Origin of the sequence: Clostridium rhizosphaerae, from assembly GCF_016765585.1 — a bacterium.
GTDB lineage: Bacteria > Bacillota > Clostridia > Clostridiales > Clostridiaceae > Clostridium_AT > Clostridium_AT rhizosphaerae.
This window is the reverse complement of record NZ_JAESWC010000023.1, coordinates 48,880-62,811: the sequence shown is the minus strand read 5'-3', so window position 1 is coordinate 62,811 and position 13,932 is coordinate 48,880. Positions and strand designations below refer to the sequence as shown.

Annotated in this window: 13 protein-coding genes; 12 read left to right on the top strand and 1 reads right to left on the bottom strand. The window is 32.5% G+C overall.

Translation table 11 applies throughout. From position 1 onward, the window contains the following. Window positions 1-34: 34 nt before the first annotated feature. Window positions 35-676, bottom strand: coding sequence for a cysteine hydrolase family protein (locus tag JK636_RS22615; protein ID WP_202751280.1), 642 nt, complete (start codon window positions 674-676; stop codon window positions 35-37). A gap of 163 nt (window positions 677-839) precedes the next feature. Between JK636_RS22615 and JK636_RS22610 the strand changes: the two genes are divergently transcribed. From JK636_RS22610 to JK636_RS22560, 12 genes are all read left to right on the top strand, one after another. Next, window positions 840-1,556, top strand: coding sequence for an HIT family protein (locus JK636_RS22610; RefSeq protein ID WP_202751279.1), 717 nt, complete (start codon window positions 840-842; stop codon window positions 1,554-1,556). 332 nt (window positions 1,557-1,888) lie between these two features. After that, window positions 1,889-2,719 (top strand): class I SAM-dependent methyltransferase, encoded by an 831-nt coding sequence (locus tag JK636_RS22605; RefSeq protein WP_202751278.1) that lies wholly within the window; start codon window positions 1,889-1,891, stop codon window positions 2,717-2,719. A 160-nt stretch (window positions 2,720-2,879) separates the two neighbouring features. Then, window positions 2,880-3,365: a hypothetical protein gene (locus JK636_RS22600; RefSeq protein ID WP_202751277.1), complete on the top strand. Its 486-nt coding sequence runs from the start codon at window positions 2,880-2,882 to the stop codon at window positions 3,363-3,365. Window positions 3,366-3,716: 351 nt separating this feature from the next. Next, window positions 3,717-4,589: a protein kinase family protein gene (locus JK636_RS22595; RefSeq protein WP_202751276.1), complete on the top strand. Its 873-nt coding sequence runs from the start codon at window positions 3,717-3,719 to the stop codon at window positions 4,587-4,589. 463 nt (window positions 4,590-5,052) lie between these two features. Further along, window positions 5,053-5,955 (top strand): NAD-dependent epimerase/dehydratase family protein, encoded by a 903-nt coding sequence (locus JK636_RS22590; protein ID WP_202751275.1) that lies wholly within the window; start codon window positions 5,053-5,055, stop codon window positions 5,953-5,955. 432 nt (window positions 5,956-6,387) lie between these two features. Next, entirely contained in the window at window positions 6,388-6,810 is a 423-nt protein-coding gene (locus tag JK636_RS22585; protein WP_202751274.1) for a hypothetical protein, read from the top strand. A gap of 615 nt (window positions 6,811-7,425) precedes the next feature. Beyond that, entirely contained in the window at window positions 7,426-7,554 is a 129-nt protein-coding gene (locus tag JK636_RS23965) for a hypothetical protein (protein ID WP_274601636.1), read from the top strand. 141 nt (window positions 7,555-7,695) lie between these two features. Further along, window positions 7,696-8,274: a GNAT family N-acetyltransferase gene (locus tag JK636_RS22580; protein ID WP_202751273.1), complete on the top strand. Its 579-nt coding sequence runs from the start codon at window positions 7,696-7,698 to the stop codon at window positions 8,272-8,274. A 1-nt stretch (window position 8,275) separates the two neighbouring features. Next, complete coding sequence (locus tag JK636_RS22575) at window positions 8,276-8,503, top strand: YdeI/OmpD-associated family protein (protein ID WP_202751272.1); 228 nt, start codon at window positions 8,276-8,278, stop codon at window positions 8,501-8,503. 887 nt (window positions 8,504-9,390) lie between these two features. Then, complete coding sequence (locus tag JK636_RS22570) at window positions 9,391-10,833, top strand: PQQ-dependent sugar dehydrogenase (RefSeq protein ID WP_202751271.1); 1,443 nt, start codon at window positions 9,391-9,393, stop codon at window positions 10,831-10,833. 988 nt (window positions 10,834-11,821) lie between these two features. Next, the gene (locus tag JK636_RS22565) at window positions 11,822-12,202 is read left to right on the top strand and encodes an epoxyqueuosine reductase (protein WP_202751270.1); all 381 of its coding nucleotides are present in this window, start codon (window positions 11,822-11,824) and stop codon (window positions 12,200-12,202) included. A 460-nt stretch (window positions 12,203-12,662) separates the two neighbouring features. Next, window positions 12,663-13,541, top strand: a complete 879-nt coding sequence (locus JK636_RS22560; RefSeq protein ID WP_202751269.1) for an aminoglycoside phosphotransferase family protein — start codon at window positions 12,663-12,665, stop codon at window positions 13,539-13,541. Window positions 13,542-13,932 lie beyond the last annotated feature (391 nt).

Sequence of the window (13,932 nt, the reverse complement as noted above, 5' to 3'; positions counted from 1 at the left end):
TTAAGAAATTACAAAGCATAGAGGTGCACTTTTTCTAATGTGTAAAACTAATTAAACTAACTTCTGTCAGTAAAGCTCGGTTTCTAGTGGCCGGACTGTTTAGCATATGCCATGCGGTATATTGCTCTGCGTATAGAATATTTGCAGTGGACATGCAGTCCACTGGAACGATAACATTATAGCCGTGGAAAGCAGCACTAGCAGCTGTGTGAAGTACTGCACCATTGGCAGCGAAGCCTGTAACTATAACAGTTTTAATACCTTTTTCTCGAAGTATTTCGTCTAGGTTAGTTTCGTAAAACTTATCTACGTTTGATTTTACAATGGGATCACCTGGTAAAGGGGCTAGCCGTCTTGCAATATCTCGAGGATTTCCATTATGTGTAAGACTATAGACAACAAGCATACCATTATTTCGGGCTTTAGTAAGTAAGTTAGAAATATTAGTGATAGAAGCTATACAGCGTGGACTTTTACATATAGACATCTCCATATCTAAAATCAATAGTGCAGTGGTATTGGAATCAGCTTTTACGGATTTTAGCTCAGGTGCAGGAGGTGGAGAGACTTTATTCCATAAATCGATTATAGTTCCATTGGCCTGTTCTCTATAGTTAGAGTAACGAGTATCTGGAGTTTCAAAATATGTGCCATGTATTGGGCAAAAATATATCATATTATTCCTCCTACTATATTTTCATATCATTTATATTATGAAATACTGAGAAGATGGTGCTCGTTATTTGCATTTTGAGTTAACTTGAAATATTTCTATTTTATACAATTCTAGAAAAGTATCATAAAAATATTATTTATACAATGGATAGGAGTGAGAAGGGATGTTAATACGGTGGGCGACAGAAAAAGAGCGACAACAATATGGATACTCTGAAAGTAAATATAATTTATATGATGTATTAATTTCAGTTGATAGAATGACAGAACGTTGTCTTGGAATTATTGGCTTTTCCCGTGAAAATAAAACTGTTGATGGAGTTCAGATATTTGATGACTCAAGGAAACATGAAATCATGGTGAAATTGAGCAAATGTGCACAAAGACAGATAGACGCAAAGGGAAATAGTTTTCATTACAAATATACTCAATATGAAAAAGAAAGTCATGAAGAGTTTTGTCCTTGTTGTAATAATATGCCTGCACCAAAAGGGTTGTATAATATTGCAAAACTTGAATATGCATGGATTACAGCAGAACGTGTTGCACAAGGGTGTTTATTTGGCAAATGTCATGTATTATCAATAAAGCACTATGTAAATCTTTATGATATGCCAAAAGATGACTTGGCTGGTTTTATGGGTGATGTTCAAAAGGCTGCAAAAGCACTTCAAGAAGTTACTGGAGCAACTAAAATTAATTATGAGATTCATGGAAACTCTTCGCCACATCTGCATTGTCATCTATTCCCTCGATATCTTGATGATGATTTTCCAGGTCTAGGTATTGATGTGAAACTAACGGAACCTTCCCCCTATGAAAGTGAAGAGGAATTCCAATGGTTTTTCAATAATATGAAGGAAAAATTATGCTCAAAATAAGAAAACCAGTTGCAATACAACTGAGCAATATTCTTTATTATGTAACCAAATTTAAAGTAATTAAAATAGATTTTATATAAAGTGCAGTGGTTAAAACTACATATAACAAAAAATTTCTGTCCAGCTTAGCATGAAAAGATATTCAAGCCACACCTGCTACACTAAGCCAAGTCTTGCTAAGTGTCTCGGGGCCGGAAATTCAAAACCTTATGCACAACTTTATTGATAAAAAGTAATTGTATAAGTTTTTTATATTCAGATATGGTTTGAAGGGACTGATAAGCATTATAACCAATAGTAATTTGTTAGAGAATAGATAAGGTGGTATATAAATGAATATAGGTAGTAAAAGTGATAACATTTGGGACAAAGTAGCTCTCAACTTTGGCAAAGTCGGACCAAGGTATTGGGAAGATTTCGGAACTAGGTTGGTTGAACTTTCATACATAAGTAGAGGAGCAAGAGTATTAGATATAGGAATGGGTAGAGGTGCTTCACTATTCCCTGCATTAGATAAAGTAGGTAAAGATGGTTATGTTATAGGTATTGACAATTCGGAAGTTATGGTAAATGAAACCTATAATGATATTTTACATAGAAATATAAGTAATGCAGAAGTGAAAAATATGAATGCTAAATATTTAGACTTTCAGGAAGAATCTTTTGATAATATAATCTGCGGGTTTGGATTTGGATACCTAATGCAAAGTGAAGGGCAATTGAATGAAATTTTGAGATTACTGAAAAAGGGAGGTCAAGTAGGATTCAGTATATGGGGCATACAAGAAGACCAAAAGTGGCTGACTGAGATAGTTAATAAATTTCTTCCGCATGTTAAAGAAAATAAAAACAATAAAAAAACGGATATATCAAAGTTTGATACTGTAGATGATATTAGAAAAATATTAAATAACTTTGGCTTTATAAACATTAAAGTGTATTACGAAGATTCAGAAGTTATATATAAGGACGAAAAAGAGTGGTGGCAGGAAATGTGGACAAATGCGGTTAGAGGGATATTTGATCAAATAGAAGATATGGGCTGTGATGTCTTTACAGAATTTAAAAAGGACATATGGAAAGGACTTGAAAAGTTCGGTAGAGGAAAAGAGCTTTGCTTTAATATGCCGGTAATATACGCTTTTGGAGAAAAACAATTTTGATCAACAATGTTCTAATAGTGTTGGGAAGGTAAAGCATCTTTAATAGACTTAAGTTAAAGTGTGGTGGCTAAAGCTGCTCATATCAAAAAATTTGAAGTATAGATTATTTCTATATCACGAAGATAAATCTCTGATTTAGATAATAACAGGAGGTATTTTTATGGAATTTAGGATAATATTATTGCCGCCGTTTAAAGCAGCATCATCTGGTGTAGATAAAGAATTTAACTTTTCTTCTAATGGTATTTTAGGAAAGTTTGATAAGTATTTTTCCGCAATTAAGCCATCAGAAAGAGATAGTTTTATGGCCAGAGATTTCTTGTTTTTTGATGAAGAGAAACAAGGTATGGTGTGGTGGTGGGCGTTGAGTGAGGATATGGATAATGGTGGCAACGAAGTAGTTGATTTCGAAGGCGGGTACTATATAACTTATGTTTACAAAGATGGAGATGAAGAAACAAATGGTAAATTATATAGCCAAGCTTTGGAGTATATTAATAATTCAGATATTTTTGAACTAGATATTCGCCAAAATCATTATGCTATGGGACATATAATTACACCATCAGAGATTATAAAAGTACAAGGATGGGCGCAAATGGAAACATTTATACCCATTAGGTTAAAAGTAGTCTCAAATTTGTAATACAAATTATTGGGATAATCTTTAGTCATAATTATCATTACACGAAGCAAATTTAAAATGGACCGGAATAGACTTAGCTTAAAGCGTAGTAGATAAAATTACATCTAGCAAGATACTCCCGTTCGCTTAGCATATTCCACAGCCAAAGGTAGAGCTATCTAAGGATGTGAAACATCGGAAATGCGAAACGTTATTCGCAACTTTATTGATAGAAAGTAATTATATAGACACTTTTTAGATTTTCTCGCTTAGACTTTTAGAAAGCCTTATGAGTTCACGAATTTGGCACCTTTCACCTTTTATTTAGATATAATGAAAGTATGATTACTTATACTAGACATGGAGATTAATATGAGTTCATATTCTGACACAAAGAGATATTGCTCTAATAGACGAGGAGGCAGTTATTATAAACGTCCACATAGCTCCAGATCAAGTTCTTCGTCTAGATTTTCAACTCACCACCATAAGAACTGCAAAGGGAGACATTTCAGTAAAGCTATTGTTCAAAAGCTCTTGGATACAGATATCAAACATTCAAGAGAACAGTATTTTGAAAAATTAAGGATATTAAAAATATTAGGAGAAGGTAAATTTGGAACATGCTACCTAGTAACGGATGAAAAAACCCTTTTTGCACTTAAACTGCTTAAGAAAAAAAAGTATCAGAAAAATCCTAATAAGGCGAAGTTTGAGGAAGATATTCTAAAGACACTGAGGCATGAGGCAATACCAAGATTTATAAGGAAGATAGATGATGAGTCATTAATAGGGTTTATTTTGGAATATAAGCAAGGTATGAACTTGGAAACTATGATCTTTAGCCAGGGACATGTGTTTACTAGAAATGAAATATACAATATCGGCAAACAGCTGATTGATATTTTAAAATACTTGCATGGAGAAGGGGTAGTTCACAGAGATATTAGGTTACCAAATGTATTATTTAATGATAATCGTATCTATTTAGTGGACTTTGGATTGGCCAGGTGGATAGACAATAAAAATTTTAAGCCAGAAAGAGATTTTTTATGCCTTGGAAATTTTTTATTGCATCTTTATTATACATCTTTTACGGATAAAACCAAGAAAAGCAGGCCATGGTATGAAGAGCTCAAATTAAGCAGTAAAGAGTTTGTATTCCTTAAAAAGCTTATGGGAAACGAAAAAAGGTATAAAAATATATATGAAGTCGAAATGGATTTTGAAGAAATGTTTAAATAAGTGGAGTTAATAGCTGTGAAGTTAATATAAAAAGCTATAAGGCATTAAGAACTTATAGCTTTTAATACGTTTTATTCGTTTATTGCGAAATAGCTTAAAAGATAATTAAATAATTTCTTATTTAAGGTGTAGGGGATTAAACTACATCTAAACAAAATGTTGCTGTCCGCCTTCGCTGGTGGACTTTTCTTTTATAGCAATGTGTAAATTTATGATTTATAATCAATATAAAGGTTAGATGCGGTTAGTGCCAAGGCACATTTTAAAATCTAAGACAAGAGCCATCCAAGAATTTAAAATGTCAGCAACAAGAGACGTTATATGACATTTTAAATCTAATAAAGTTTATATTTACGCATGAAGTTTTTATTAAATTTACAGAATATAGACTTACAATAGTAAATATCGTGATATATGAAAGATATAAAACAACTTGAAAAATAGTAATTTGAAGGGGGATTTTATGAAACGTATATTAGTTACAGGTGGAACTGTATTTGTTAGTAAAAATGTAGCAAAATACTTCCAGTCAAAAAATTATGAGGTTTATGTTTTAAATAGAGGTACTAAACAACAAATAGAGAATGTTAATTTAATTTGTGCAGATAGAAATAATTTAGAAGATTGTCTGAAACAGTATTCTTTTGATGCCATAATTGATGTATGTGGATATAATCAAAAAGATATTAAAAATCTATTAGATGCTGTTGGAGAATTTGAAGATTACATATTTATTAGTTCATCTGCTGTTTATCCAGAAACAAACTTACAACCATTTTCTGAAAATCAAAGAATTGGTTTGAATACGATATGGGGTAAATATGGAACTGATAAGGTTGAAGCTGAAAAATACTTGCTTTCAAGAGTTCCTAATGCATATATTTTAAGACCACCTTACTTATATGGACCAATGCAAAATGTATATAGAGAGCCATTTGTATTTGAGTGTGCTTTAGAAAATAGAAAATTTTATATTCCTAAAGATGGAAAAATGAAATTGCAATTTTTTTATGTAGATGATTTGTGTAAAGTTCTTGGAAAAATTTTAGAAATACATCCTAAGGATCATATATTTAATGTAGGTAATACAGAAGTAATAGATATAAATACATTCGCTGAATTGTGTTATAAAGTGGTAGGGGTTCCATTAGAAAAAGTATATGTAAATAACCATGATAACCAAAGGGAATACTTCAGTTTCTATGATTATGAATATACCTTAGATGTTTCAAGACAGAATGAGTTATTACCAGAACAAAAGGATTTATTTGACGGATTAAAAGAGTCTTATGAATGGTTTAAGAATAATTCTGATGAAGTTGTGAAAAAAGATTACATTAAATTTATTCAACAAAATCTTGAGTAACTATTATAGTGATAATTTAAATTTGAATTACTTATATAAATTTCAATTTGTAGAGTTGATGCAATATAATTTTAGATTTGATGGTCTGTCACATCATTCTTATTATGTGAATTAATAGGAAAGGAACTTAGATTGTGGAAATATTCCTGCACATATATAGCATAAGATTTAAAAGACCATATAGCAAAAAATTTCCATTCAGCTTGGCTTGAAAAGATAGCCACACTACGACTGCCACACTAACCAAGTCTGGATAAGTGCCTCGGCGTCGGAAATTCGAGACGTTATATGAAATTTTTGAGAAATAGAGCGATAGTTCAAATTAGTTCAGCTCCTGGACACGCACATCTAAAATTTGCTTTTTAATCACCAATTATAAAAAATGGCATAAGATAAACTGTAGCAACAATTTTAATTAAAAGAGAAGGAAATATGGCTTACAGACAAATGCCACCTGGTATGATGTGGTATCAAGGATCAATTGGAAACATGTATGATCCAATGATAGAAGAGGAAGATGAACAAGATTTAGCGATGCTATATCCAGGGTTATATCATAGGGTAATGCCTTTGGTAATGTATTACGGTGACCAAATGGAAATGAGGTATGGTGCAATGTATTCTCCTACTGGAGATGAAGTAGGAAAAATTACCGACAACATATATGATAGGCTAAAGATGGATATAAATATTGATGAGTATGATGAGCAAGATGAAAATGAAGAAGATTCAAGGCAGCGTCCCCGTGGAAGACGTGCTATAAGAGATTTAATTAGAATACTTTTTTTAAGAGATCTTCATAGAAGAAGACGCAGAAGAAGAAGACGTAGAAGACCTAATCAAGGTGGATATTAAAAATAATTAGTTTTTAGAGAGTGGATTTCATAAGTATCATGAGACTCACTCTTTTTATATTAATTAATCAACTAATTAAATTCTTATATTGAAGAAAAGATAGTAGCTTTTGATACTGATATAATAATTGATGAACAATATTCTTATACTGCATAACTAATTTAAAGTTAGTTAAAATAGGCTTTATCAAAGTGTATTGGTTAAAACTACATAAAACAAAATGCTGCCGTCCGACTTAGCTGGTGGACTTTTTTATATAGTACTGTGTAAATTTATGGTTTATAATCAATATATAGGCTAAATATTTGGCTCGCCAAGGCACATTTCTTCACCAAGCCAAGTCTGGCTAGGCTCAGAAACGTCTTGAGTGCGAAACGTTATATGGTATTTCAAATCCAGATAATATGGTTTACGCATCACATTTTTTTATTATAGTTTTATTATAAAAAAATGAAAAGAAGTAATGATATTCTATAATTTGCTGACAAGAGCTTTATGATGATGATTAATTTATTTTATATTTGCATTGATATTGAACAAATTTGAATAATTATTTACACGATAAGCATATTTTACATAATCAAGAGAAAATATCACAAAAATAGGAGATGAAATATGAAAAGGAAGTTTGGCCTGACATATAAAATTGTGTATGATTACCAAGGTACAATTGAAAAGTTGGGAATGGTTTTAATAATTATTGATGCAATGAAACCACTTATTATTAATAGTAAGATATTTTAATATATCTTATAAATATTACATGAGGAAAATGAATGTTATGCTATTGTAATGAAAACAAATTAAAACATTAGCAACTTGAACAGTTAGTAGAAATTATATTTTTACATTATAAACTAAACTAAACTATGAGGAGTGATGTAAATGAATTATTTAAGAAAGCTTGTTGGGCAGAAGTGTTATTTATCTCCACTAAATAGTAGTCAATCAGAAAAAGTTGCTAAGTGGAGTAATGACATGGAAGTTGCTATTAGAACAGGGGATATTTCCGATATGATTACAAACGAGATCCAAAGGGGATATCTTGAAAATATGAATAATAGTAGTGGTTATGCATTTTATATTATAAGGGAAGAGGATAATGAAGTGGTGGGAATTGGAAGATTAATGAGGGTAAACTTTATAAATAGGAATGCTATTATGGGTATGTTTATTGGTGAGAAAAATAATAGAAACAATGGTATTGGAACAGAAGCTACAAAGCTATTACTAGACTTTGGTTTTAATATTCTCAATTTAAGGAATATAATGATTGAAACTTATTCTTTCAATGAACCAGCAATAAAAGTATTAAAAAAATGTGGCTTTAAGGAGATTGGAAGGAGAAGAAAATCAATTATATATGGTAATAATGAGTATGATGAAGTTTTAATGGACATGCTTAATGAAGAATTTCAAGACTCAATTATTGATAAGGTCTTGAATGTAAAAAGAGGAGATTAATATGATTAAAAATCAAAACCCAATAATGGGAACGCCTATTGAGCTTGCAGAGGTAATGGCAACATCGGAAAAAGCTCGCCTATTTTACGAAAGTCTTGCTCCATCCTATAAAAAGGGGTACGACGAATGGGTTGGTGGAGCAAAACAAGAGAAAACAAGAAAAGACCGTGCAAGTAAAGCCTTATTAATGCTTAAAGCAGAAAAGAAAACGTTAACAACTAAACTATAAATATTTATATGAAAGAAATGATTTTGTTGAGACTTTTTGTAGAGACTGCTTATTTTGCAGAGCATACCTATGTGGAAGTAGTGTAAGATTATTAGATAAATTAATGTCACAAGGGGACAATTTATAGAAGTAATAGGTTCAAAACGTTCAATTTATCGTACTAATTCTGAATATGCTGTTAAAGCAATAAATGATGTTATAGCAGAAATTGATTGAAAGATAGCCATTTGACTGACAACTTCAGCTAACAAAATACTCAAGTTCGCTTTGGCTTGTGGAGTAGACAAAGTACATTCCTTAACCAAGCCAAGTATGGCTAGGCTAAGGAACGTCTTGAGTGCGAGACGTTATCTGAAATTTTATTTTAACAGAGTGACTGCTCAAATATTTCTAAAATAATTATTAATCATAAACAAATCGATGAATTATTTATAACTCACCTTGAAAACGGCTCTTTATTTTGCTTTAAAATAAATGAGGCTCTTGAAAATGCTGTAGATGAGCCGTTTTCAAAGCCCGTTATTCTTATTTTTTCTCTAGCAGTACTACCGTCTCAACGTGTGTAGATTATACATGCCTTGAGGAGATAAAAACAATGCCGCTTGAAGCTGGTACCCCTTAGCTGAGGGGTTATGACTGATTCGACTTATTGTTCTCGGCGGTTTACTCATGTTTATCACATCTACTGAATTCTATTCCAGATGTTAATATTTATCAATCTAATGTGCAAAAGCAGGCACGTCCCCAATGATCGCGCTAGATTACTCCGATACTGGTGGGGAAAATAGTGTAATATCTCATCAGATTCCTAGCCCCAATTTGGTACTAATGGAACAGCTCTAATCATATTCTTATAAAAGAAAGGAATATGAAGGAGTGTAAAGTTCTTGATAAAAGTTAAAGTTAGTTTACGGCCCATTGTTAGTAAGATAAATTTACCTACTGTTATGAAAACAGCTATACTGACCGGTGACTCAATGGAAAGATTATTTATTGCAACCCAGGTAGGAGAGATCTTTTACATTGGAGACGGAGTTATAAGGACTTTTTTAGATATTCGCCCGCGAGTCTTAAAACTAGGTTTTTCAGGTGGTAAATATGATGAACGGGGACTCATAGGGCTGGCGTTTCATCCCCAATTTAATTATAACGGTCTGTTTTATCTTCATTATTCAGTAGCTGGAACACAAGGTCCAGGTGCTCTTCCCAGTTCAGAAGTTTCAAGACAACTTCCTGAATTTTTTAAGCCTAACCCCTGTGACCCTAGTACATTAAACCAAAGGTGGATAAAGAGAGAAGTTAATTATGATCATATTGATACAGTTGAAGAATGGATTTTTAAGTCTAATGGTCAACCTCAAAAACGTCGGACATTACTTAATTTAAGAAGACCATTTTTTAATCATAATGGTATCAATAGCTTAAACTTTTCACCTGAAACAGGAAAACTTGTTTTAACAACGGGAGATGGCGGATCTGGCTATGATCCATTTAATGCAGCCCAGAATGATATGGAAATCGCCGGTAAAATAATTGAAATTGATGTAGCTAAGAATACATTTGTCAATAATCCACCGGTAGTTACACGTTTTAATGAACTTCCCGCACCTATTCAGGAAACTCTTACGGTAATAGCCAAAGGGGTCCGCAATATACCTGGCATCTCATTTCAAAGGTTTTATAACCAGTATATCAAATATGTAGGAATTGTAGGACAGGATCTGGTAGAGTCAATTTTTTCATTCGTTCATTATAAACCAATACCGGTTCCCCAGCTTATTCAAGCTTCTTTAATGGAATCTGAACCTGACCAAGAAGGATTTGTTAACTTTGGCTGGCGAGGGTGGGAAGGTGTTTTTCCTGCCTCCATTATAAGGGGCTGCTCTGCAAATCCAGCTTTGGATGAGAAAACAATTGCTTACTACAAGGATGCAGTAAAAACTTCAGTGAAGCGTCTTCAGCCTCTAACTTGTTATTTTCATCAAGATCCTAGACCGGATAAGTTTGGAGGAACTGCACTTACGGGAGTCCAGGCATATATGGGGAATGGGATTCCCGATTTAAAGGGAAGCGTTGTGTTTACCGATTTTGCCCGGGATGAAGGATCAGAGCCTCCCATTAGAGGGGCTTTAGCTTATACCAGGGTAAGACCAGATTGTAAACTAAGTGATTTTAGTGTTATTGAAACCGATTATAATTTCGGGTCTCAATCAGCTTATTATACTAGTTTGGGAACGAACCTGGATCAAACCAGACTATATTTAGGGGCTTATGGCTCTATGAATGTGAATGATTTTAACCAAGGTACTGTTTTTGAAATTGTTCCGTGATGAATGCGGTTACTGGAGGTATATTATGAAGATATACCTTCATTGCTTATGCAGAAATATGCGCGCATCAATCAGTATTCTAAATACTAGCAGCACCTGTATTTTTACCTGCCATTGGCTTGGTCTTAAGTCCATTAAGTACTCTTCCTATTGCCATAGCTGCCGTTTCTAATATTTCTCTTGGTTTTATAGTATTTTTTTCTCATTTTCACTTGTTTACACCAGCGTCTGGAATATTTGCTTTAGAAAATTCATCAATTATCTTATAAAAATAAAATTGATTAGCTAACTCAAATATGGATTTCTTATCATTTGGGCTATATAAAGTAGTTTTCAAGATGCAGGCGGTATAACCAGAATTTATTATTTCATAATTGTTTCTAATAAACAGAAATCTTTCAATACCACATTGTTATTCATAAAATTCCTAGATAGAATAAGCTTGCCGATTAATAAGGTCATGGAAGTATAAAAATGCACAAGTGATATGTTGTGATAATGAACATAAATATCTTATTCTTATATTGTAAAAATAATTTAAGGTCAATTGAAAAAGACTTTATTCAAAGGAGAACGGTTAAAACTACATATAACCAAATGCTGTCGTCCGCCTTTGCTGGTGGACTTTTTTATATAGTACAGTGTAAGTTTATGGTTTATAATGAATATATAGGTTGTTGATTGAATTGACGCCAAGGCACATTTCTTCACCAAGCGTGTCGCGCCAAGGTTCAGGAATGTCGACAGCACAAAGCGTTATCTGCAATTTCAAGTCTATGAAAGTATAGTTTACACATTTAGAAGTTTAGGTTACTTGAATAACAAGATGTTGGACTAGAATAAAATTTGCTTCATAGATATTAAGCTTATGTTTAAGGGAGGGGTTTTATGTTTTTTACTGATTTAGAAACTGAGAGATTATTTTTAAAAAATATAGAAACAAGTGATAGGAATTTTATATTTAGTCAGTTTTCTGACAAGGAGTCTATTGACAAACGGATTATATGATGAAGCAACGAAAACAACTCCACTTCCACATAAAGCTATTGCCCTTTTATCAGGGTTAGGTTGGATTGGAAAAGACAACTTGTTAGTTACCGAGGAATATGGAAGTGCATTTTGTATGTGTACAGTATTGACAAATGCGCAATTGCCTACTGAAAATAAACCGATTCTAACGTCTAGCTGCGGAGAATGTACAGTTTGTAAGGATATTTGTCCAGCAGGAGTAATTCATGGCTGCACTTGGAATAGAAATGTTCATAGGGATTTAATTCTGGATGTATACAACTGTATCGGTTGTTTAAAGTGTTTAGCTAATTGTACATGGACACAAAAATATATGAAAAATAATAGTTATAAATTATAAGAGCACTATGAATTGATATTTAATCTGCTAAGTTAAGTTCAGTTGCACTAAGCTTCTCGGTGTCAGGAGTATGTGACAGTTGTTGAAATCTTATTGCAATTGACTAATAGATTGGACAAAACTAAAAATGTTAAAACAAAATAAATAATGGGCTGTTTAATAATAATGTAGATATGAGCATATTTTTTTATATTATAGAAAGCAAATTTATTGCAAACCCGCATGTTTGCAGTAAATATTTATATATTTCTATAGGTCTATATTTAAATATATGAATATTTTTATAGGTTTATATTTGAATATGAGATGGTATCTATGTATATGGGATAGAATGCAAATAGATTGTCGCCATCATAAATGGAATAATATATTTTTATAGAGCTGCAATTGAAATAAAATAAGTTAATAAATAGTAATTTATCTAACATAATATTTGTTTTTTTGTAGGAGATGAATAGGATTGTCTATATACGATTTTAAGACCAAGATACAGATTGCAAAGGGATGGTCAGGTGATAAAAAATATTGCGTTACAACATCTGATGGGAAAAAATATTTGCTACGTATTTCAAAAATAGAGCAACTAGAACGCAAGAGTGTTGAATTTGAAATGATGCAGTGTGTGGAGGCTCTCGGTGTTCCTATGTGTAAGCCGATTGCATTTGGTACTTGTGACGAAGGTGTATATTCCTTACAAAGTTGGATTGAAGGAAAAGATTTCGAAGAGGTACTTATGATGTTAACTGATACAGAACAGTACGCTTATGGAATTGAGGCGGGTCAAATACTAAAGCATATTCATACTATTTCAGCGCCTGATACGCAGGAGGAATGGGAGGTACGATTTAATCGTAAAATCGAGCGAAAAATCCAAATGTATAAAGATTGCCCGATAAAATATGATAACGGACAATCTTTTATTGATTATATAAATACAAACCGCTATTTGCTGAAAAGTCGTCCACAATGCTATCAGCATGGTGATTACCATGTCGGAAATATGATGATTGATTATGATGGCAAACTGCAAATTATTGACTTTGATAGAGATGATTTTGGTGATCCATGGGAGGAATTTAATCGAATTGTTTGGAGTGCACAAAAATCGCCACTTTTTGCTTCTGGCATGGTAAATGGCTATTTTCATGAAAAAGTACCAATGGATTTTTGGCGATTGCTTGCATTATACATTTCAAGCAATACCATATCATCTATACCTTGGGCAATTCCATTTGGGCGAAGTGAAATTGACACGATGATAAATCAGGCCAAAGAAGTTCTTGAGTGGTATGATAATATGCAGAATCCCGTTCCAACTTGGTATAAGGGTTACATATAAGATTGTATTCTAGATTAAACAATTAGGAAAACTTTGATGTAATATAAATAAGAAATACAGAAAATAAAAATAGGGTGCTGGCGTACCTTATAGTTTACAATTTTCCATTGTCCATGAATAACAGTCAAATGGATGATAGACGAAGCTATTATGCTATCTATATGTGTGCTTTTGAATAACAGGTGGTATTCTGACCTCATTCTTATTTATAAAATAAGAATGAGGTTTTATGCAGTATGTAGAGCTGATAAAATATATTTAGAAAAAAGATTGGAGGAATTTTTTATGACAATAGATATTTTTAATGCATAGCAGAGGCTATTGCATTATTAGTTGAAAATATAGTGAAATAGCCTTTGCAAATCCAAAAATAAATGACTTGGAGGAGCAT